Genomic DNA, 20,147 nt, shown 5'->3' on the forward strand with positions numbered 1-20,147 from the left:
GCGCTTATGCCCACCATCATTCAGCGTTTCCTCGCCCATGTCCGGGCGACGCCCGACAAGACCGCCCTGGTGTTTTCCGACCAGCCGGTGAGCTATGCCGATTTGGCCGAGGAGGTGCGCCGTCTCGCCGCCGGCCTGGCCGGCCTGGGTGTCGGTCGCGGCAGCCGCGTGCTGGTGCTGCTGAAGAATTGCCGGGCCTTCGCCGCCCTGATGCTGGCCGCCGCCGAGCGCGGCGCGGTGATCGTCCCGGTCAGTGCCGGTCTACGCGGCGAGGCGCTGGTCACCGCCTTCACCGCCACCGAATGTCAATTCGTCGTCGGCCACGGGCCGCTTCTGGCGCCGTTCGCCGGGCTGGTCGCGGCGGGCAAGTGCGTCAGCGTCGACGGTGCCGCGCCCGGAAGCTGTCTTTATGACGACTTGTTGGCCCGGGCACCCGATGATCATGCCTTGGGGCAAGGCGACGACGGGGACGACCTGCCCTATATCCTGACCATGACCTCGGGCTCGACCGGGGCGCCCAAGCCGATCATCTTCTCGCAGGCCACCAAGATCGCCCGCGCCCAAAGCGCCGTCGATTGCTATGGCCTGACGGCCAACGACGTGGTGCTGGCCGCCACTCCGCTTTACCATTCCCTGGCCCAACGTCTGGTGCTGATGCCGTTGATGTTCGGCATGAGCGCGGTGGTGCTGGAGCCCTTCACCCCGGCGGGCTGGATGGCGGCGGTGGAACGCTGGCGGGTCAGCTTCACCATCCCGGTGTCGTCGCAACTGAGCGCCTTGTTGCCGCATTTCCTGGCCGAGCCGGCGCGTCTGGCCAGCCTGCGCGTGCTGGTGTCGTCGTCGGCGCAGATCGCCGAAGAGCTGAAACGCCGCCTCGCCGCCTTGCTGGCCTGCCAGTTCCACGAAATCTACGGGGCGTCGGAAGTCGGCGTGATCTCCAACCTGTCGCCCGACCATCCCGCCGCCAAGATGGCCAGCGTCGGCCTGCCGCTGCCCGGCATCGATCTGCGCATCCTGGGCGATGACGGCGCGGTGCTGCCTGTGGGGGAGATCGGCGAGATCGCTTGCCGCACCCCCACCGCCTTTCTCGGCTATTACAACCGTCCCGACGCCACCATTGCCGCCTGGTGCGACGGCTATTTCCGCACCGGCGACCTGGGCTGGGTCGATGCCGACGGGTTTTTGTATTTTTCGGGGCGCAAGAAGGACTTGGTGATCAGCGGCGGCATCAACATATATCCTATCGATATCGAACGGGTGCTGATGGGGACCGGTTTGCTGGCCGATTGCGCCGCCATCGGCTTGCCCGACAGCTATCTGGGCGAGGCGGTGCTGGCGGTGGTGGTGCCGAAGGAGACAGCGGGTTTCGATCTCAGGCCGCTGCGCCGGGCCTGTGTGGACAAGCTGGCCGATTACCAGCAGCCGCTGGATTTCGAGGTAGTGGCGGCCTTGCCCAAGAACGCGCTGGGCAAGACGGTCAAGCCCGATTTACAGGAACGGTTCAAGGGCAAGGATCTGTCGGCACGGCTGCGCGGCTTGCTGGGATTGAGTTAACGGTTTCGACGGAAGTAAACATCTAAACTGGGGCCACCGGCAGAAGCGCCGGGATGAACATGGGTGAACGCCATGACCAAGACATTGAGCTGCCGCTACATCCACCACGCCCTCTATCTGGGGCCGGACCAGTTCCGTCATTGCTGCAAGCGTTTCCACGTGGATGGCGAGATGCGCGGCGACGCGGTGGTGTTCAGCGTCGATAGCGACGACGATGTCGGTCCCGACAAGGTGCTGGCGGCCAAGCGCGAATTGTGGCGGGCCATCAATGCCGGCGAGACGACCCAATGCAGTGGCTGCCCCTATCTGTCCGAGGCCGAATGGCCGGAACTGGACCGCCTGAGCCTGGACCTGATCTCGGTCGAGGCCCATTCCCGCTGCAACATGCGCTGTTCCTATTGCAGCGACATCTATTACGGCAACGTCCTGCCCAAATACGACGTCATGGCCCTGTTCGACCGCTATGCCGAGGCCGGTTCCATCGGCGATGAGGTGGTGCTGGCCTGGGGCGGCGGCGAGCCGCTGATGCTGGACGGGTTCGAGAAGATTTTCGCCACCGTGTCGCGGCGGCTGAAGCCGCTTTACAATCGGGTGTTCTCCAATGCCATCCTCTATAGCCAGGAACTGGCCGATCATCTGAAGGACGGTCGCGCCATCCTCACCACCAGCATCGACGCCGGCACGGTGGAAACCTTCCGTCAGGTGCGCGGCGTCAATCAGCTGTACAAGGTGTTGGGCAATCTGCGCCGTTATGTGGAATTCGCCGGCACCGCCAATATCGCGCTCAAATACATCTTCACCGACGGCAATTCGACGGTGGCCGAGGTCGAGGAATTCCTTGCCCGGATTCAGGAACACGGCCTGTCGCACTGCGCCTTCCAGATCAGCGCCGATTATAAATCGGCCGAGATCGGGGCCGAGCAGGTGAAAAGCGCCGTACGCTTGTACGAGGGGTTGTTGCAGGGTGGCACCGCGTCGTGCCATTTCGACGACCATTTGCGCCCGCGCATCAACCATGCCATCCGCCTTATTCGTGCCAGCGACCCGGCGGCTTTGGCCGATCTCTCCATTCTCGCCAATAACGACCGCTTCCGCGGTCAGCCGGTGGTGGTGTGGGGCAGCGGCGAATATGCCGACGGGCTGATCCGCGAAAGCCTGTTCTTCGAGGAAAGCCCCATCGCCTTCTTCGTCGATTCCGATCCGGCCAAGCAAGGTGGGACGTTCCACAATGCCCCGATCAAAGCCCCCGATGCCGTGCTGGCGGTGGATCACCCGGTGGTGATCGGCTCGTCCTACGCCTATCAGGACATCCGCCGCGCCCTGCACGCCATGGGCGTGGCCGACCAGCGCATCGTCGACAGCATGATTTTTTAGGTTACCCGGGTGCGGAAGAATGCCTGTTTTTCTTTCGTCATTCCCGCGTAGGCGGGAATCCATGCCTCAGCACAGCATATCTTGCGACTGGATCGTGACATTGCCCCAGCATGGACCCCCGCCTGCGCGGGGGTGACGGATCAAAGAGAGGCAAAGCTAGCGGACTTTTTCACGATCGACTTTTGAGGATTCGTCATGAGCCGTCCCGACATCAGCGTCATCGTTCCCGTCTACAAGGCCGCCGGCTATGTGGGCAAGGGCCTGCAAAGCCTGGCGGCGCAGAGTCTGGCTGCCGACCGGTTCGAGGTCATTTGTGTCGATGATGGCTCGCCCGACGACACCTTGGCGGTGCTGCAAGCCCATGCCGCCGCCCACGGCAATGTCACCGCCCTGGGGCGCGCCGCCAATGGCGGCCCCGGTCCGGCCCGCAACAGCGGGCTGGAGCGGGCGCAAGGCGAGTATCTGTTCTTTCTCGATGCCGATGATTATCTGGTGCCGCACGCGCTGGAAACCGTGCTCACCCACGCCCGCGCCCAGGATGCGGATGCGGTGTTCTATTCCTACGTCCTGGTGCAAGGGGCGGATGATGCCGCCTATGCCCGGCGCAAGGACATGGATTTCCTGGTCGCTGACCGCGACCAGCGGGTCGCCAACTTCCTGGCCGGCGAGTTGGATGGCTCGGTGATCTTCTCGCTGGTGCGCCGCAGTTTGTTCACCGATCACGCCATCACCTTCCCCCCCGGCCTGCACGAGGATATTCCGGTGATCTATCGCGTGCATTGGCACGCCGCCCGCATATTCGTCCTGGCCGAGGATCTGTATTTCAAGCGCTATCGCCCCGATTCCATCATCAATTCGCTCGGGCACGAGCAGATCGACGGGCTGTTGTCCGCGCTGCGCGACGTCTGGGCCTTCACCCGCGCTCAGGCCCCCGCCGATCTGGTCGCCAGCTTGCTGCCGCGCTATCGCCGTGGTCTGGTCGGGGCGGTGGTGTCGCTGATCGAGAAGGCCTTGGTCTACTTTCCCACCGATGCCGAGCGGCGGCTGCAATATTATTCCTATATTCTCGACAACATCGTCGGCCATGGCGATTTCGCCGGCATGGAGCTGCCGGTCCAGTCGAAGAAGGACCGCATCTTCACCCGCTTCATGCAGGCATTCCAAGGCGAGGCCGACAGCACCCAGGCCCTGCGCCGCTTCGAGGACATCGTCGGGGACGGTCCGGTGGTGGACAGCGCTTCGTTCACCCGCAACGCCGGCTCGTTCGCTTAAGATTAGGTTCAGTCTTGGCGGGTACAGTAAGAGCAAGGCTTGACTGGCCCAGAATCGGGCAGGCCGCACCAGAATGGGAAGGCGAGGATCATGGCAGGCAACGACGTAGTGGAGGTGGCCTTCATCGGCGGCGGTCTGTCGTCGGCGGTGGGCATGACCCATTTCTCCGCCACCAGCATGGATGGGCGGATGAAGCTGGTGGCCGGGGTGTTTTCCCGCAATGAGGAAACCAACGCCCGCACCGCCGCCCTATGGCACGTGCCGCCCGAACGCACCTATGCCGATTACCGCCAACTGATCAATGCCGAGGCCGGCCGCGTCGGCGCCGTCTGCGTGCTGACACCGTCGCCCGACCACGTCACCCAGGTGTGCGATCTGCTGGATGCCGGCATCCCGGTGATCTGTGAAAAGCCGCTGGCCCTCGATCTCGCCGGTATCGCCCATATCCGCCAGCATTACGATCCGGCCCGCCATTATCTGGCGGTGACCTTCAACTACACCGGCAACGTCATGCTGCGCGAGTTGAAGGCGCGGATGGAGCGTGGTGATTTCGGTCGCATCCATCAGATCATGGTGGAGATGCCGCAAGACGCCTTCGCCCGTCCGCCGGATATCGCTGGCCTCAACAAGGGTATCCAGTCGTGGCGGTTGACCGATGGCGTGGTGCCGATGATCTGCCTGGATCTGGGCATCCATATGCACTCGATGATCAGCTTCCTCACCGGCGAGGAAGCCGGCGAGGTGATGGGGCAGTTCGCCTATACCGACGGCTATCCGGTGGTCAGCTCGGTGCAGGCGCTGGGCCGTTATCCCAGCGGCATGGCGGCGCATTTCTGGTTCTCCAAGGCCGCCATCGGCCACAAGAACGGCCTGCGCATCCGCGTCTATGGCGACAAGGGCAGCGCCGAGTGGTACCAGATGGAGCCGGAAACCATCCACGTCGCCTTCAAGACCGGCGAGCGCATGATCATCGATCGCGCCGCCAACGGGCTGGTGTCCAACCTGTTCCGTTATAACCGCATGAAGCCGGGTCATCCCGCCGGTTATATCGAGGCCTTCGCCAATTATTATTACGACATCGTCGACGATCTGCGCGCTGGCCCCGAGGCGCCGCGCAACCCTTATGTGTTCGGTATCGACGATGCCGAGAACGGGCTGGCCCTGTTCGAGGCGGTGGCGCGTTCGCACCGCTCGGGCCAGTGGGAAAAGGTGGTTAAGTGGTAATTTCCTCCACCAGTCCGGCGGCGGCGAGACGGTCCAGGATGGCGGCGCAGTCCAGCGCATCGGCGCCGATGATTTCGGCCAGTCCGATCAGGTCGCGCTGGCCATCGGCATAGGCCAGCACGTCCACCATGGTCTGCGCCTGCAAATAGCTCTGCGCGGTGCTGACGGTCGGATAGAGCCCGCGCTTGCCCAATTGCGGCTCGCACAAGGTGATGCCTCGCCACACCCGGTTGGCCTCCAGCACCTGTAGGCAGCGTTGCAGCAGGGTGAAGCCGCCTTCCAGCCCGGCTTGGCTGATCAGGTCCAGATCGTCGGCCGAGGTATGGTATTCCGGGTAGGTGGCGTATTTCGACCGCATCACCGACACCACCGGCAGATCAATTCCGGGGCTGCAATACTGGCGTTCGTCGCTGCCGCGGGTGAGGAAGCTGTAGGCCGTGAAGTCAGGAGCGTGGCGCGCCAGCACGTGCAAGGCGGCGCGGTCGGCCAAGGTGCCGCCCAGGCGCGACGGCAGGAAGGAATAGGCGCGGTCGTCGCCCAGGCAGGTCAGGACGAAGCCGGCGCGGGTCTTGGCCTTCATGGCCTCGAGGTGGCGCGACAGATAGACGATGGCGCCCAAGGTTTCGGGGACGAAGACGATGCGATAGGTGAAGCGGCGCTTGGGCTGGGTCATCAGCCAGCGGGCCAGCGCCGTGGTCACTACCGGGCCCGACAATTCGTTGTTGGCCATGGACGGGTGACAGACATAGGTGGACAGCAAAATCTCGTCCGCCGTCTCGCCGGGTAGGATCAGTTCACCATAGCTGAGCGCGCCGGGGGCCAGGGTCGAGCGGATCACCACCCGATACTCGCCCGGTTGCAACTGCCGACGCCGGTTCTCGCTCAGGCAGAAGCCCCAATGGCGGCGATAATACGAGGTGACATAGGGGATCCAGTCGGGGGTCTCGGGCAGGGAATAAAGGTGGTCCTGTAATTCGTCGAGGCCAAGAACCATGTCCACCGGCTCGGAATAGCCGACCACGTGCAGAGTGCTGTCGGCGAAGTCGACCACCTTGGTGCCGTCGGGACCAAGGATATAGGCGTCGGTGATGTTCCACTCGTCGGGCACGGTCCAGTCGAAGGCCTGGGTGCCGCTGGGAACCTCGTGAATCTCCAAGCCGGGCAGCAGATCGGCCAGATAGGACAGCGTCCGGCGCACGCCGTCACCGGTCAGGGAGCGGCACAGCGGAAACAGGTCGCGCGCCCAATCATACATAGGGTCCATGGTCGGTTCCGGCGGTGGTGACGGCGTCAGCTTGGCCCATGCCCCGGTTTCTGGCAAGGCCGAGCCTTGACCGGGGCTGACGCGCTGGTTAGGTTTGCCATCCGATCTCTTTCACACACTCAAAAGACGGCGGAAATCCATGGGCCATACCGGCGCCAAGAAGCCCAGCTTCCAGCAATTGATCCTGACCTTGCAGAATTTCTGGGCGGAACAGGGCTGTGTCATCCTGCAACCCTATGACATGGAAGTGGGGGCGGGCACCTTCCACCCGGCCACCACCTTGCGCGCCCTGGGGCCGGACCCGTGGAAATGCGCCTATGTGCAGCCGTCGCGCCGGCCCAAGGATGGCCGCTATGGCGAAAATCCCAACCGCCTGCAACATTATTACCAGTTCCAGGTGCTGCTGAAGCCGAGCCCGGCCAATTCGCAGGAATTGTATCTGGAAAGCCTGCGCCGCCTGGGCGTCGATCCCATGGCCCACGACATCCGCTTCGTCGAGGACGATTGGGAAAGCCCGACCCTGGGCGCCTGGGGCCTGGGCTGGGAAGTGTGGTGCGACGGCATGGAGGTGACCCAGTTCACCTATTTCCAGCAGGTCGGCGGCATCGAATGCGACCCCGTCGCGGTCGAGCTGACCTATGGCCTGGAACGTCTGGCCATGTATATCCAGGGCGTGGAAAACGTCTATGACCTGGATTTCAACGGCGAGGGCGTCAAGTATGGTGACGTCTTCCTGCAAGCCGAGCAGGAATATTCCGCCCATAATTTCGAGCATGCCGACACCGAGATGCTGTACCGGCATTTCGTCGACGCCGAAAAGGAATGTCAGAACCTGCTGGCAGCCGGTCTGGCCTTGCCGGCTTATGACCAGTGCATCAAGGCGTCGCACCGTTTCAATCTGCTTGATGCGCGCGGCGTCATTTCGGTGACCGAACGGCAAAGCTATATCGGGCGCGTGCGCGCCCTGGCCAAGGCGTGCTGCGAAGGCTGGCTGGCCAGCAGTGCCAAAAAGGGGGCGTGATCCATGGCCGAGTTGCTGCTTGAAATCTTCTCGGAAGAGATTCCCGCCCGCATGCAGGCCCGCGCCGCCGAGGATTTGCTGCGCATGGTCAGCGAAGGCCTGGGCAAGAATGGCCTGACCTTCGATGGCGCCCGCTCTTATGTCACGCCGCGCCGTCTGGTGCTGGTGATCGAAGGCTTGCCCACAGCCGGCCCCGACGTGTCGGAAGAAAAGCGTGGCCCTCGCGTCGGCGCCCCCGAACAGGCCATGGCCGGCTTCCTGTCGTCCACCGGCATGGCGCTGGAGCAGTTGGAAAAGCGCGATACCGGCAAGGGCGAATTCTATTTCGCCATCATCAACAAAAAGGGCCGCCCGACGGTGGACGCCGCCAAGGAGGTCATCGAGGCCGCCATGGCCGATTTCCCCTGGCCCAAGTCGCAGCGTTGGGGGGCCGAGACGGTGCGCTGGGTGCGCCCGCTGCAATCCATCTTGTGCCTGTTCGCGGGTGCCGTGGTGCCGGTGAGCTTCGGCCCCATCACCGCCGGCAACGTGTCGCGCGGCCATCGCTTCCTCGCCCCCGCCGACTTCACCGTTACCGATTTCGCCGATTATTCCACCAAGCTGGCTGCCGCCAAGGTGGTTCTCGACCCGGTGGAACGTCGCCATGCCATCCTGCGTCAGGCCGAGGAAGCCGCCGCCGCCGCCGGCTTCGCCTTGCGCGCCGATGACGGGCTGCTGGCCGAGGTCACCGGGCTGGTGGAATATCCCAATGTCATGATCGGCGTCATCGACGACAAGTTCATGGCGGTGCCGCAAGAGGTGCTGATCACCTCCATGCGTTCGCACCAGAAGTATTTTTCGCTGTTGAAGGCCGATGGTTCGCTGGCGCCCCGCTTCCTGGTGGTGTCCAACATGGAAACCACCGACAACGGCGCCGCCATCACCGCCGGCAACCAGCGGGTCTTGCGGGCGCGATTGTCCGATGCCGCCTTCTTCTGGGACACCGACCGCAAGCAGCGGCTGGACTCGCGCCTGCCCAAGCTGGCCGAGCGTCTGTTCTATGCCAAGCTCGGCACCATGGCCGACAAGGTCGAGCGCATGGCCATCCTGGCCCGCCACCTGACCGCCTTCGTCGAGGCCGCCCATGCCGACGAGGCCGAGCGCGCCGCCCGCTTGGCCAAGGCCGATCTGTCCACCGAAATGGTCGGCGAGTTCCCCGAATTGCAGGGGATCATGGGCCGCTATTACGCCCTGAACGACGGCGAGACTCCGGCGGTGGCCGATGCCATCGCCGGCCATTACGCCCCGCAAGGGCCGTCGGATTCGGTCCCCACCGCGCCGCTCACCATCTGCGCCGCCTTGGCCGACAAGATCGATTCCCTGGTCGGTTTCTTCGCCATCGACGAAAAGCCGACCGGTTCCAAGGACCCGTTCGCGCTGCGCCGGGCCGCCTTGGGCGTCATCCGGCTGGTGGTGGAAAACAATCTGCGCCTGCCGTTGTTCGCCGTGCTCCAGTTCGCCCATTCGCTTTACAAGCCGGGTGTGTTGTCGGCGGACCCCAGGATGGTCGCCAATGATTTGCTGGACTTTTTCGCCGACCGCATGAAGGTGCATCTGAAGGAAAAGGGCGTGCGCCACGATCTGGTCAACGCCATCTTCGCCCTGGGCGACGAGGATGATCTGGTCCGCCTGCTGGCCCGCGTCGATGCCTTGGCCGACTTCCTCTCTTCGGATGACGGCTCTAATCTTCTGATCGCATATCGCCGGGCGGCGAATATTGTTAAGATTGAGGAAAAGAAGGACGGCACCAGCTTTGCCGGCCCCGCCGACGTCTCGCGCTTGAAAGAGCCCGAGGAACAGGCCCTGGGGCAGGCCTTGGCGCCGGCGCGCGATGCCCTGGCCCATGCGTTGAAGGCGGAGGATTTCGCCGATGCCATGGCCGCCCTGGCCCAGTTGCGCCGACCGGTGGATGCCTTCTTCGACAAGGTGACGGTCAATGCCGACCAGGCTGAGTTGCGTGTGAACCGCCTGAAATTGTTGGCAGAAATCGGGGCCGCCATGGGCGAGGTCGCCGATTTCTCCAAGGTCGAAGGCTAACAATCGGTCAAGGGCGGGGGCATACCCCTGCCGCAAGCGAGCGATCGCCCCCTGGGGGCCGGAAGCGTTGAAAAGGACAATGCCATGAGCAAATGGGTCTACAGCTTCGGTGGTGGCCGTGCCGAGGGGCGCGCCGACATGAAGAACCTGCTGGGGGGCAAAGGCGCCAATCTGGCGGAAATGGCCAATCTGGGCATTCCGGTACCGCCCGGCTTCACCATCCCGACCGAGGTGTGCACCTATTACTACGCCAACGGCAATGCCTATCCGGCGGAACTGACCGAACAGGTGACCGAAGCCCTGGTCCGGGTGGAAGAAATCATGGACGCCAAGTTCGGCGATGCCGCCAACCCGCTGTTGGTGTCGGTGCGCTCGGGCGCGCGGGCCTCCATGCCCGGCATGATGGACACCATCTTGAACCTGGGTCTCAACGACGTGTCGGTCGAGGGTCTGGCCAAGCGCTCGGGCGATGCCCGTTTCGCCTACGATTCCTATCGCCGCTTCATCCAGATGTATTCCGACGTGGTGCTGGGGGTCGAGCACCATCACTTCGAGGACATCCTGGAAGAGGCCAAGAGCGATCGCGATATCACCTTGGACACCGAACTGACCGCCGACGACTGGAAGAAGGTGGTGGGCAAGTACAAGGACAAGGTACTGGCCGAATTGGGCACGCCCTTCCCGCAGGACGTCCACGACCAGTTGTGGGGCGCCGTCGGCGCCGTGTTCGGCTCGTGGATGAACCAGCGCGCCATCACCTATCGCCGTCTGCACGACATCCCGGAAATCTGGGGCACCGCCGTCAACGTTCAGGCCATGGTGTTCGGCAACATGGGCGACGATTGCTGTACCGGCGTCTGTTTCACCCGTGATCCCAGCAACGGCGACAACGATTTCTATGGCGAGTTCCTGGTCAACGCCCAGGGCGAGGACGTGGTCGCCGGCATCCGCACCCCGCAGCAGCTGACCAAGCATGGCCGCGAGTTGCAGCACTCGGACCTGCCCAGCATGGAAGAGGTGATGCCCGAGGTGTTCCGCGAGCTGAACGCCATCCGTCATAAGCTGGAAGCCCATTACAAAGACATGCAGGACATGGAATTCACGGTGCAGCAAAAGCGCCTGTGGATGCTGCAAACCCGCACCGGCAAGCGGACCACCAATGCCGCCTTGAAGATCGCCGTCGATATGGCGCGTGAAGGCCTGATCACCCGCAAGGAAGCCATCGGTCGTATCGACCCGGCGGCCTTGGACCAGTTGCTGCACCCGACCCTCGACCCCAAGGCCGCCCGCGACCTGCTGGCCCGTGGCCTGCCGGCCAGCCCCGGCGCCGCCTCGGGCAAGGTGGTGTTCTCGGCCGAAGACGCCGAAATCTGGGTCAAGGACAAGAAAGAGCAGGTCATCCTGGTCCGCATCGAGACCAGCCCGGAAGACATCGGCGGCATGCACGTGTCGGAAGGCATCCTGACCACCCGCGGCGGCATGACCAGCCACGCGGCGGTGGTGGCTCGCGGCATGGGTACGCCCTGCGTCGCCGGTTGCGGTGAAATCCGCGTCGATTACGCCGCCAAGACCCTGAAGGTGGCAGGCCGCGTGGTGCGCGAAGGCGAGATCATCACCATCGACGGCGGTACCGGCGAGGTGTTCGCCGGCGCCGTCCCGACCATTCAGCCGGAACTGACCGGCGATTTCGCCACCTTGATGGAATGGGTCGACACCATCCGGACCCTGAAGGTGCGCGCCAATGCCGAAACCCCGGTGGACGCGGCCACCGCCCGCAAGTTCGGCGCCGAAGGCATCGGCCTGTGCCGGACCGAGCACATGTTCTTCGACCCCGAACGCATCTTGGTGGTGCGCGAGATGATCCTGGCCGAGACGGAAAAGGGCCGGCGCGCTGCCCTGGCCAAGCTGCTGCCGTTCCAGCGCCAGGATTTCGTCGATCTGTTCAACATCATGCAGGGCCTGCCGGTGACCATCCGCCTGCTCGACCCGCCGCTGCATGAATTCCTGCCCCACACCGATGCCGAAATCGCCGAGGTGGCCCAGGCCGCCGGGGTCGAGGCCAGCGTCGTCGCCGCCCGCAATGCCAGTTTGCATGAAAGCAACCCCATGCTCGGCCATCGCGGCTGCCGCCTGGGCATCACCTACCCGGAAATCTACGAGATGCAGGCCCGTGCCATTTTCGAGGCGGCGGTGCAGGTGTCGCGCGAGACCGGGCGCACGGTGACCCCGGAAATCATGATCCCGCTGGTCGGCGCCAAGAAGGAACTGGACCTGATGAAGGCGGCCATCGACAAGGTGGCGGGCGAGGTCTTCGCCGAGGCCAGCTATCAGCTCAAATACATGGTCGGCACCATGATCGAGCTGCCCCGTGCCGCCCTGCTGGCCGGCCAGATCGCTGAAAGCGCCGAGTTCTTCTCGTTCGGCACCAACGATCTGACCCAAACCACCTTCGGCATGAGCCGCGACGATTCCGGCCCGTTCCTGGAAGTCTACCGGGCCAAGGGCATCTATGAGCACGACCCCTTCGCCCAGCTCGATCAGCAAGGCGTGGGCGAGTTGGTCAAGATCGCCTCTGAACGCGGTCGCGCCGCCCGTCCCGGCCTGAAGCTGGGCATTTGCGGCGAACATGGCGGCGACCCCAGCTCCATCGCCTTCTGCCAATCGGTCGGCCTGGATTACGTGTCGTGCTCGCCCTACCGCGTGCCTATCGCCCGTCTGGCCGCGGCGCAAGCCGCCCTGGGCGACAGCAAGGGCAGCGGCATGCATTGATCTGCCGTTTGAGTGGTGATGTGGAAACCCCGGTCGGAAACGACCGGGGTTTTTCATTGACTGCCGTGTCGTAACCATATAGGTTACGTAACCAATAAGGTTGCACAGACAGCCGCCCTGGGAGGAACTTCAAATAGCCGGAGACGGTTCTGGAGATTCCGAGAATGATAATTCGTATCCGCCATAAGGGTCTTAGAGAGCTCTTTGAAACAGGCCGCAGCAAGCGTATCGACGTCCGTTTTCACAACAAGATCATCGACCTGCTGGATATGTTGGACGCAGCCACTGGGCCGAAGGATTTGGTCAGGGTGGCCGACTTCCATGGCTTGATCGGCGACCGTCAGGGGCAATATTCCATGCATGTGAACGGCAATTGGGTGCTGACCTTCCGTTTCGACGATGGTGGCGTGGTGGATGTGGATTTCGAGGACTACCATTAGGTGGACAATGTCATGACCGACCAGATTCCCCTTGTCCGCAATCGCCGCCCGCGCGAGCCCGGTTATCTGCTGGCGACCTATTATCTGGAGCCGCGCGGCATCAGTGTCACCCGTTTCGCCCAGGCCGCCGGTCTGACCCGCAAGCATGTCAGCAATATCATCCATGGCCACGCCTCGGTGACGCCGGAAACGGCGGTGCGCTTCGCCCTGGTGCTGGGGACCGAGCCGCACTATTGGTTGAACCTGCAAAATGCCGTCGATCTGTTCGATGCCCGGCAGCGGGTGCAAAGCAACCCGACGCTTGAGGTTGGGGCATTCGCCCTGCCGGCGGCTGAGTAAGACTCTTCCCAGCCTCGGGGCAACTCGTTACCTTGCCGCGCCATGATCGCTGCCCCATCCTTTGAGCCCCTGACCCGCGTGCAATCACAGCCGTCGCGCTGGCGCCATCTGGCGCCGGTGCTGTCGGTGCTGCTGCATGTGCTGCTGGCCTTGGTGTGGATGGGCTTTCCGCTGCCCGATCTGCCCGAAACCGCGCCCGAGCCGCAGGCGGTCACCGTCGATCTGGTGCCGCCACCACCACCACCCGCCGCCGCCAAGGATGGCGGCGCCCCGGCGGCCAAGCCGGGGACCGAGGGCAAGCCCATTCCGCAACTGGCGGAAGGCGATCTGGCGGAAAAATCGACGCCGGTATCGGAAAGCCAAAGCCCCAAGCCGGCTCAGCCCGACCCGGTGGCCGCCGTGCCGGCGCCCAAGCAAAAAAAGCCGGCGCCGGTCAATCAGAACGAACGTGACTGGGTGTTGTCGCGGGTGTTGCGGCACTGGCGACCGCCGGCGGGGCTGTCGGCCTATGACAAGGCTGATATCAGCCTGCGGGTCAAGGTTTTGGCTGACGGCCATTTTTCCGACATCTATGATTCAAGGCGGCGCTGGAATCCGGTCGAGGTGTTCGACGGCTATCAGACCTTGCCGGCCAACGCCATCCAGCGCCGCATCATCGATGCCATCTACACGGCTATTCGCAAGGCGCAGCCGCTGCCGTTGCCGGAAGCCCTGAGACAGAAGGCGCCGTTTGATCTAAGGTTGGATTTCCGTTTCAAGGATGCGCGCTGAAGGGGGAGGGGAATGAGCTCGGCACCGAAACTTGAACGCTTCAGCACCGACGGCATCACCGTTCTGGTGGTCGAGGATGACGAAACCACCCGATCCTTGCTGGTGCGCATGTTGAAAACCATGGGGGCAAGCCAGGTCTATGAGGCCAGCCATGGCGGCGATGGTTTGCGACTGGCCTGGGAAATGAAGCCGACCATCGCCGTCTGTGACATCGACATGGCGCCGGTGGATGGTCTGTCGTTTCTGGGTGGCGTCAGGGGGGCGCTCGAGCCCAAGGTTTCGGCACTGCCGGTGGTGATGTTTACCGCCACCAAGGACAGCGCCGCCATGGAGAAGGCCAAGGCGCTGGGGGTCCAGGGCTATCTGTTGAAGCCGTTCAATCCCAAGGGCTTCGCCACCTATATGTGCGACATCGTCGCCAAGCACCATAAAACCGACTGGGGCGGCATGGGCGCGCCGCAGGCGGCGGGGGAAGAAAAAGAAAAAGAAAAAGAAAAAGAAAAAACCTAGCGGCCGTTGCGGTTCAGCAGATGGCTTTTGAACCCCAGATCATGGCGGATGATGTGTTCCACCAAACCCGTACGCACCTTCAGCAGCGACTGGGCGAAGCCGTTATCGTGGGCTGAGACATAAAGCGGTGTGATCAGCCAGCGCAGGTGGTTGTGCTCCTGCCTGTGGCCATGGGTTTCGGGGTAGCCGATCTCGTCGAACACCCGTTCCTCGGTGTTGAAGTGGTGGGTCATCATCGCCACCACGTCCTCATCCAGCAGGCGCCGGCGGGCCGAGGCACTGTCGAAGGCGGTCAGGCAGCACAACTCGTTGCACAAATCGATCATGGAACGATGCTCGGAATCGATGTCGGCGTCGTCGATGGCGAAAGACGCCAACCACGGAACCGGCCGCAATAGGCTGTCGCGGTATACGGCGGACACTGGAATTTCTCCCCACTGCTGCGGGTGCGAATAAAAGACAGTGTAAAAGAGTCCTGGCGACAACGGCAAAGGAAAATATGCGTTTCTCGGGTATGTCTTTGGTTGTTGGTGATTCTACCTCCGGCGTTCATTCCTCCCATCCCGGCTTGCTGCTTTCCCGCTCGGCCTGGGTCCGGCACAGGCCGATATCGGCCAGCAGCCGGTCGTCCAGCCGAGCCAGGGCACGGCGCTGCTGCGTCCGTTCAATCCAGGTCATGATAAGGTCAATCCGGTCGGCAAGCGTGTATCCAGCCGATGCTATGGGGATTATTGAACCCATCCAATTTAGAAAAGCCATGATATTGACTCCGTGTCATGTGACATTGAATCAATGATTGACGGGGGTGTGGAGTCAATTGCATTATTGCCACCATGTCAAATTGGCTCCCTGATCTGTCGGTTCATGCCGGCCCCAAATACCGTGCCATCGTCGATGCCATCGCCGCCGACGTGGATGCCCGCCGGCTGTTGCCCGGCACCCGCATGCCCACCCATCGTGATCTGGCCTGGCGGCTGAAGGTGACGGTGGGCACCGTCGCCCGCGCCTATACCGAGGCCGAGCGTCTGGGTCTGTTGTCGGGGGAAGTGGGGCGCGGCACCTTCGTCACCGATCCCGAACGTCAGGATAGCGGCCTGGGGCAATATCTGGCGGTGGCCTGGGCGCCCCATCCCGGCATCATCAACATGGCGGTCAACCGCCCGTCGGGCGATCAGGGCGCCTGGGCGGTGGGGCCGGTGCTGGCGCAATTGGCACGACGGCCCGATTTGCCGCAATTGCTGTCCTACAATCTCGAAGTGGTGGCCCAGCGTCACCGTACCGCCGGACAGAAATGGCTGAAACTGGAAGGGGCCGAGGTGCCGGTCGAGCAGGTGTCGGTTACCGCCGGCAGTCAGCAGGCCCTGGTCGCCGCCATCGCCACCCTGACCCGTCCCGGCGACACCATCCTGGCCGAGGAATACACCTATCCCGGTTTCAAATCGGCGGTGTCCATGCTGGGCCGCTCCCTGGCCGGGGTGATGATGGATGATGGCGGCCTGATCCCCGACGAAGTCGAGCGCGGCTTCGCCCGTGGTGCCCGCCTGCTGTACACCACCGCCACGGTGCAGAACCCGACCACCGCCACCTTGTCGGAAGACCGCCGCCGGGCCATCGCCGAGGCGGCACGGCGCCACGACGCCTTCATCCTGGAAGACGGGGTGCATCGTTTTCTCGATCCCCTTGCCCCCCAGCCCATTCTGGTCCATGCGCCGGAACGCACCCTTTATCTGACCACCTTGTCGAAAAGCGTGACGCCGGGCTTGCGCTGTTCGTTCTCGGCCTTGCCGCTGGCGGTCAAGCCGCGCTTCGACGCCGCCATCGGCGCCTTGTCCCTGGCCTTGCCGGTGCCGCTGTTGGAAGCCGCCTGCATGCTGATCGACGACGGCACCGCCCAGGAGGCGGCGGAGCGTCAGCGCCGCGATGCCCTGGCCCGCATCGCTTTGGCCGGCCAAATCCTGGGGATCGATAATCCGCGTCCAGCTTTCAATGTCTGGCTGCCCATGACCCTGCCGTGGACATCGTCGGCCTTCGTCGCCGAGGCGGCGCGACGGGCGGTCAGCCTGCCGCCCACCGATTCCTTCGCCATCGGGCGCCCGCACATGGATGGCGTGCGGGCCTCGGTCACCGCGCCGCCAGACCTGGAGACCCTGGCCCAGGCCTTGCGCATCCTGGCGGAATTGTTGGCCTGCGGCAGTGCCCCCTTGGCGATGACGGTATAATGTCACTGGCCTTCGTCAGGGGCTGATGCCACCTTGGGCGGATGAATCCAAGCTACGCGGAAACCCTGCGCACCTTTCTGCGCATCGGCCTGTTGTCGTTCGGCGGTCCCGCCGGTCAGATCGCCACCATGCATCGCATTCTGGTGGATGAAAAACGCTGGCTGGACGAGCCGCGTTTTCTTCATGCCCTTAATTTCTGCATGTTGTTGCCGGGGCCGGAAGCGCAGCAATTGGCCACCTATTCCGGCTGGCTGCTGCACGGCACCCGGGGTGGGCTGGCGGCGGGCATTCTGTTCGTGCTGCCCGGCTTCCTGGTCATGCTGGCCTTGGCGTCGCTTTATGCCGGCTTCACCCATGTGCAGGTGGTCCAGGGCCTGTTCCTGGGCCTGAAGCCAGCGGTGCTGGCGGTGGTGGTGCAGGCGGGTTTGCGTATCGGCAAACGGGCGCTTTTGGACACTTGGGCGCGCGGGTTGGCCTTGGTTTCGTTCCTGGCTATCTTCGCATTTGGCGTACCCTTTCCGCTGATCGTGCTGGCCGCCGGGCTGGCCGGCTGGCTGCGCGGGCAGGGCGGCGCGGTACCGCCGCCGGCACCCAAGGCTGGCAACACCCTGGGCACGGCCTTGTTGTGGCTGCTGCTGTGGCTGGCCCCGGTGGCGCTGGCCTGGGCCTATGGTCAGGGCGCCTTCGCCACCATCGGGCTGTTTTTCGCCAAGCTGGCGGTAGTGACCTTCGGCGGCGCCTATGCGGCGCTGTCTTACGTGGCGCAGCAGGCGGTGGAACATCACGGTTGGGTCAGTGCCGGCGAAATGCTGGACGGTTTGGGGTTGGCGGAAACCACGCCCGGTCCGCTGGTGCTGGTCAACCAGTTCGTCGGTTTCCTCGCCGGCTATCGCCAGCCCGGCGGCCTCAATCCATGGCTGGGCGGGGTGTTGGCGGCCAGCCTGACCGTGTGGGTGACCTTCGTCCCCAGTTTCCTATGGATCTTCGCCGGCGCCCCCCATGTGGAACGCCTGCGCGGTCATGCTGCCCTGTCGTCGGCGCTGTCGGCGATCACCGCCGCCGTGGTCGGCGTCATCTTCAATCTGGCGTTGTGGTTCGCCCTGCATGTGGCCTTCGCCCGTTTCGACGGCAATTGGCCGGTGTGGGGCAGCGCCCAGCCGCTGCAACTGGCCTTGGCGGCGGGGGCCATGATCGCCATGCTGCGTTTCAAGCTGGGCATGCTGCCGGTGTTGGGGGTTTGCGCCGCTGTCGGCGCGGTGGCCAGTCTGGTTTAAACCAGCGGCTTGCCGTCCCAACGCTTGGCCAGCAGCAGGGCCAGGGCGAAACCGGCCACCGACAAGGCGGACATGACCAGGAAGGCGCCGCCGCCCATGCCGTCGTACAGGCGTCCGGCCAGCGGGCTCATCAAGCCCGGTGCCGCCCCCATGGCCACCGCCGACAGCATGCCCTGAGCCCGGGCCGACAGGCTGTGCGGAACGGCGCGGGTAATGAAATGCATGGCCCCCAGATGGGCGCAGCCGAAGGTGGCGGCATGCAGAAGCTGGGCGATGGCCAGGGCCGGCACGGCGGTGACGCTGCCCAGGGCCAGCCAGCGAAGGATGCCGGCGGCGGTGGCGATGATCAACAATTTGCCCGGCCCCAATTTACCCACCACCCAGCCGGAGAAGGCGAACAGCAGCACCTCGGCGATAACCCCTTCCGCCCACAGCAGGCCGATGGTATTGCCGTCGATGCCCGCCGCCTGCCAATGGATGGTGGCGAAGGCGTAATAGACGGTGTGCGAGGCGCTGCCCAGACTGGCGACGGCGAGAAAGGCGAGAAAGGCCGGATGTTTCAGCAACGGCCAGATCGGCGTGCGGCGGTCGCTTCTGGCCGAGATGGCGGTCGAGGCCGGCAGCGACCAGCACGACAAGGTGGTCAAGGCCAGGGCGGCGGCCACCACCCACACCAGCACCGGCGGCGGCTGGCTGGTCATCAACGCCCCGGTGGCGATGGCGCTGGCGATGAAGCTGAGCGACCCCCACAGGCGCAGTCGGCCATAATCCAGGCGTTGGCGCTGGCTTTCCATCATGGACAGGCTTTCGCCCAGGGGGAAGATGCCCGACCACAGCCCCACCGCCAGCACCGTCACCGCCAGGATCGGCCAAAAGCCGTCGGTCAGGGTGAACAGCAGCCAGATGGCGGTCGCCGCCCCGGCCAGGATCAGCATGGGCTTGCGGCGGTCGCCGTGGCGGTCGACCAGATGGCCGACGCTGGGACTGACCATGATCTTGGTCAGATAGGTCGCCGCCATGATCAGACCGATATCGGTCGGCCCCAATCCCTTGTCCTTCAGCCACAGGGGCCAGAACGGCATGTGGGCGCCCACCGCCGTGAACAGGGCGGCGTAATAGAACGACAGACGCAGGGCGGTACCGGTGCGCTGGTTCATGGTGACGGCGGGAACAAGGGCGACAGGGCGATGCGGCGCTCGGCCAGATCCAGCACGCATTCATCCGAGGCGAGGAAGCGGTATTCCACCTCGCGCTGATGGGTCAGGCTGTCGGCGGCGACCAGTTCGGCATCCACCAGACCGGGATGCACCATCATCAGGCAACGCGGGCCGGGATGGCTGGTGAAACGGCTGAACAGGCGGGCGAAGGCGATACGCCCGGAAAAGTCATAGACTCCCCGGAACGACTGGTTGTGCGGAATGCCCATCCGTTCCAGCCGGCGGCGGAAGCCGCGGCCCAGTTCGGAAATGACCAGGGCGCGCACCGGCGACACCCCACGGGCCAGGATCGACAGGGGCGCCTCGGCGCAGGACCGCACCCACCCCTTGCCGCCCAGGCGCCGGCGCCACAGGTCGACCACCACATCGGCGATGATCGGCAATTGATGCACGTGGTGGTGACCGTCGAGGAAATCGGGGGCGCGACCGAAATGTGCTTCAAAGGCATCGAGCTGGCGGGTGATCTCTGCGGCGATTTCCGCTCGGTCCAGCCGCCGGGCCAAGGCCCGCTTCAACAGCGTGCCCAAGGCCGGCAATTTACCATGCGGGGCCAGATCGGGCATGGCCCCCAGGGGCGTCTGATCGGTCAAGGTGATGTGCAGGCCGATCTCGGCCATGCCGTCCAGCGGTTTCAAGGCGGCGGCGGCCTCGGGCCAATGGCGGCTGCTGGTCATGCAGCCGGTGGCCTGCAACCGCCCCAGGGCGATCAGGTGACGGATGGCGGCGCTGACCCCCGGGGCCAGACCGTAATCATCGGCGCACAAGGTGATGCGGTGGCCGAGATTGACCGCCTGACCGCTTTTGTCCACAGTACCGCCCATCC

Annotated in this window: 18 protein-coding genes; 13 read left to right on the forward strand and 5 right to left on the reverse strand. The window is 64.2% G+C overall.

What is annotated here, in order from left to right:
• Nucleotides 1–6 precede the first annotated feature (6 nt).
• From MGMSRV2_RS20700 to MGMSRV2_RS20715, 4 genes are all read left to right on the forward strand, one after another.
• Entirely contained in the window at nucleotides 7–1,554 is a 1,548-nt protein-coding gene (locus MGMSRV2_RS20700; RefSeq protein ID WP_024082342.1) for a class I adenylate-forming enzyme family protein, read from the forward strand.
• A 72-nt stretch (nucleotides 1,555–1,626) separates the two neighbouring features.
• Nucleotides 1,627–2,928, forward strand: a complete 1,302-nt coding sequence (locus MGMSRV2_RS20705) for a radical SAM protein (RefSeq protein WP_024082343.1) — start codon at nucleotides 1,627–1,629, stop codon at nucleotides 2,926–2,928.
• Between the two features lie 195 nt (nucleotides 2,929–3,123).
• Nucleotides 3,124–4,200 carry a glycosyltransferase family 2 protein gene (locus MGMSRV2_RS20710; protein WP_024082344.1) on the forward strand — a complete coding sequence of 359 codons (1,077 nt, stop codon included), beginning with the start codon at nucleotides 3,124–3,126 and terminating at the stop codon, nucleotides 4,198–4,200.
• 90 nt (nucleotides 4,201–4,290) lie between these two features.
• Nucleotides 4,291–5,424 (forward strand): Gfo/Idh/MocA family protein, encoded by a 1,134-nt coding sequence (locus MGMSRV2_RS20715; RefSeq protein WP_024082345.1) that lies wholly within the window; start codon nucleotides 4,291–4,293, stop codon nucleotides 5,422–5,424.
• On the opposite strand, the gene MGMSRV2_RS20720 is transcribed toward MGMSRV2_RS20715, so the two are convergent.
• Entirely contained in the window at nucleotides 5,414–6,688 is a 1,275-nt protein-coding gene (locus MGMSRV2_RS20720; protein WP_024082346.1) for a DUF4910 domain-containing protein, read from the reverse strand. The two genes, MGMSRV2_RS20715 and MGMSRV2_RS20720, sit on opposite strands and share 11 nt — an antisense overlap.
• A 139-nt stretch (nucleotides 6,689–6,827) precedes the next feature.
• Here MGMSRV2_RS20720 and MGMSRV2_RS20725 point away from each other — a divergent pair, with 139 nt between their 5' ends.
• The 7 genes from MGMSRV2_RS20725 to MGMSRV2_RS20755 all read left to right on the forward strand — a co-directional run bounded on the left by MGMSRV2_RS20725 (nucleotide 6,828) and on the right by MGMSRV2_RS20755 (nucleotide 14,614).
• Nucleotides 6,828–7,709, forward strand: a complete 882-nt coding sequence (locus MGMSRV2_RS20725; RefSeq protein WP_024082347.1) for a glycine--tRNA ligase subunit alpha — start codon at nucleotides 6,828–6,830, stop codon at nucleotides 7,707–7,709.
• 3 nt (nucleotides 7,710–7,712) lie between these two features.
• A complete protein-coding gene (gene glyS, locus MGMSRV2_RS20730; RefSeq protein ID WP_024082348.1) occupies nucleotides 7,713–9,785 on the forward strand; it encodes a glycine--tRNA ligase subunit beta in 2,073 nt (690 codons plus the stop codon).
• An 84-nt stretch (nucleotides 9,786–9,869) separates the two neighbouring features.
• The gene (gene ppdK / locus MGMSRV2_RS20735; protein WP_024082349.1) at nucleotides 9,870–12,554 is read left to right on the forward strand and encodes a pyruvate, phosphate dikinase; all 2,685 of its coding nucleotides are present in this window, start codon (nucleotides 9,870–9,872) and stop codon (nucleotides 12,552–12,554) included.
• A gap of 164 nt (nucleotides 12,555–12,718) precedes the next feature.
• Entirely contained in the window at nucleotides 12,719–12,994 is a 276-nt protein-coding gene (locus MGMSRV2_RS20740; protein WP_024082350.1) for a type II toxin-antitoxin system RelE/ParE family toxin, read from the forward strand.
• Between the two features lie 12 nt (nucleotides 12,995–13,006).
• The gene (locus MGMSRV2_RS20745) at nucleotides 13,007–13,333 is read left to right on the forward strand and encodes a HigA family addiction module antitoxin (protein WP_024082351.1); all 327 of its coding nucleotides are present in this window, start codon (nucleotides 13,007–13,009) and stop codon (nucleotides 13,331–13,333) included.
• 42 nt (nucleotides 13,334–13,375) lie between these two features.
• Nucleotides 13,376–14,104, forward strand: coding sequence for an energy transducer TonB (locus tag MGMSRV2_RS20750; protein ID WP_024082352.1), 729 nt, complete (start codon nucleotides 13,376–13,378; stop codon nucleotides 14,102–14,104).
• A gap of 12 nt (nucleotides 14,105–14,116) precedes the next feature.
• On the forward strand, nucleotides 14,117–14,614 hold the full coding sequence (locus MGMSRV2_RS20755; protein WP_024082353.1) for a response regulator: 498 nt from the start codon (nucleotides 14,117–14,119) through the stop codon (nucleotides 14,612–14,614).
• On the opposite strand, the gene MGMSRV2_RS20760 is transcribed toward MGMSRV2_RS20755, so the two are convergent.
• Together MGMSRV2_RS20760 and MGMSRV2_RS22105 are read right to left on the reverse strand one after the other, a co-directional pair.
• Nucleotides 14,611–15,036: a bacteriohemerythrin gene (locus MGMSRV2_RS20760; protein ID WP_024082354.1), complete on the reverse strand. Its 426-nt coding sequence runs from the start codon at nucleotides 15,034–15,036 to the stop codon at nucleotides 14,611–14,613. The genes MGMSRV2_RS20755 and MGMSRV2_RS20760 overlap by 4 nt on opposite strands.
• A 127-nt stretch (nucleotides 15,037–15,163) precedes the next feature.
• Nucleotides 15,164–15,292 carry a DUF1127 domain-containing protein gene (locus MGMSRV2_RS22105; RefSeq protein ID WP_234016286.1) on the reverse strand — a complete coding sequence of 43 codons (129 nt, stop codon included), beginning with the start codon at nucleotides 15,290–15,292 and terminating at the stop codon, nucleotides 15,164–15,166.
• 155 nt (nucleotides 15,293–15,447) lie between these two features.
• Here MGMSRV2_RS22105 and MGMSRV2_RS20770 point away from each other — a divergent pair, with 155 nt between their 5' ends.
• Both MGMSRV2_RS20770 and chrA read left to right on the forward strand, forming a co-directional pair.
• Nucleotides 15,448–16,833, forward strand: a complete 1,386-nt coding sequence (locus MGMSRV2_RS20770; RefSeq protein WP_024082356.1) for an aminotransferase-like domain-containing protein — start codon at nucleotides 15,448–15,450, stop codon at nucleotides 16,831–16,833.
• A gap of 41 nt (nucleotides 16,834–16,874) precedes the next feature.
• Nucleotides 16,875–18,107: a chromate efflux transporter gene (gene chrA / locus MGMSRV2_RS20775; protein ID WP_024082357.1), complete on the forward strand. Its 1,233-nt coding sequence runs from the start codon at nucleotides 16,875–16,877 to the stop codon at nucleotides 18,105–18,107.
• Here the strand turns inward: chrA and MGMSRV2_RS20780 are convergent.
• Both MGMSRV2_RS20780 and MGMSRV2_RS20785 read right to left on the reverse strand, forming a co-directional pair.
• Nucleotides 18,104–19,264, reverse strand: coding sequence for an MFS transporter (locus MGMSRV2_RS20780; protein WP_024082358.1), 1,161 nt, complete (start codon nucleotides 19,262–19,264; stop codon nucleotides 18,104–18,106). The two genes, chrA and MGMSRV2_RS20780, sit on opposite strands and share 4 nt — an antisense overlap.
• Entirely contained in the window at nucleotides 19,261–20,145 is an 885-nt protein-coding gene (locus tag MGMSRV2_RS20785) for a ChbG/HpnK family deacetylase (protein ID WP_024082359.1), read from the reverse strand. The genes MGMSRV2_RS20780 and MGMSRV2_RS20785 overlap by 4 nt, the downstream gene beginning before the upstream one ends.
• Nucleotides 20,146–20,147 lie beyond the last annotated feature (2 nt).

Source organism: Magnetospirillum gryphiswaldense MSR-1 v2, from assembly GCF_000513295.1.
GTDB classification, from domain to species: domain Bacteria; phylum Pseudomonadota; class Alphaproteobacteria; order Rhodospirillales; family Magnetospirillaceae; genus Magnetospirillum; species Magnetospirillum gryphiswaldense.

Bases quoted from the DNA above. Each gene is read 5' to 3' on its own strand.
- MGMSRV2_RS20745 (WP_024082351.1), top strand. From the start codon at position 13,007: ATGACCGACCAGATTCCCCTTGTCCGCAATCGCCGCCCGCGCGAGCCC.
- MGMSRV2_RS20700 (WP_024082342.1), top strand. From the start codon at position 7: ATGCCCACCATCATTCAGCGTTTCCTCGCCCATGTCCGGGCGACGCCC.
- MGMSRV2_RS22105 (WP_234016286.1), bottom strand. From the start codon at position 15,292: ATGACCTGGATTGAACGGACGCAGCAGCGCCGTGCCCTGGCTCGGCTG.
- ppdK (WP_024082349.1), top strand. From the start codon at position 9,870: ATGAGCAAATGGGTCTACAGCTTCGGTGGTGGCCGTGCCGAGGGGCGC.
- MGMSRV2_RS20780 (WP_024082358.1), bottom strand. From the start codon at position 19,264: ATGAACCAGCGCACCGGTACCGCCCTGCGTCTGTCGTTCTATTACGCC.
- MGMSRV2_RS20705 (WP_024082343.1), top strand. From the start codon at position 1,627: ATGACCAAGACATTGAGCTGCCGCTACATCCACCACGCCCTCTATCTG.
- MGMSRV2_RS20740 (WP_024082350.1), top strand. From the start codon at position 12,719: ATGATAATTCGTATCCGCCATAAGGGTCTTAGAGAGCTCTTTGAAACA.
- MGMSRV2_RS20720 (WP_024082346.1), bottom strand. From the start codon at position 6,688: ATGGACCCTATGTATGATTGGGCGCGCGACCTGTTTCCGCTGTGCCGC.
- MGMSRV2_RS20755 (WP_024082353.1), top strand. From the start codon at position 14,117: ATGAGCTCGGCACCGAAACTTGAACGCTTCAGCACCGACGGCATCACC.
- glyS (WP_024082348.1), top strand. From the start codon at position 7,713: ATGGCCGAGTTGCTGCTTGAAATCTTCTCGGAAGAGATTCCCGCCCGC.
- MGMSRV2_RS20715 (WP_024082345.1), top strand. From the start codon at position 4,291: ATGGCAGGCAACGACGTAGTGGAGGTGGCCTTCATCGGCGGCGGTCTG.
- MGMSRV2_RS20710 (WP_024082344.1), top strand. From the start codon at position 3,124: ATGAGCCGTCCCGACATCAGCGTCATCGTTCCCGTCTACAAGGCCGCC.
- chrA (WP_024082357.1), top strand. From the start codon at position 16,875: ATGAATCCAAGCTACGCGGAAACCCTGCGCACCTTTCTGCGCATCGGC.
- MGMSRV2_RS20785 (WP_024082359.1), bottom strand. From the start codon at position 20,145: ATGGGCGGTACTGTGGACAAAAGCGGTCAGGCGGTCAATCTCGGCCAC.
- MGMSRV2_RS20770 (WP_024082356.1), top strand. From the start codon at position 15,448: ATGTCAAATTGGCTCCCTGATCTGTCGGTTCATGCCGGCCCCAAATAC.
- MGMSRV2_RS20725 (WP_024082347.1), top strand. From the start codon at position 6,828: ATGGGCCATACCGGCGCCAAGAAGCCCAGCTTCCAGCAATTGATCCTG.
- MGMSRV2_RS20750 (WP_024082352.1), top strand. From the start codon at position 13,376: ATGATCGCTGCCCCATCCTTTGAGCCCCTGACCCGCGTGCAATCACAG.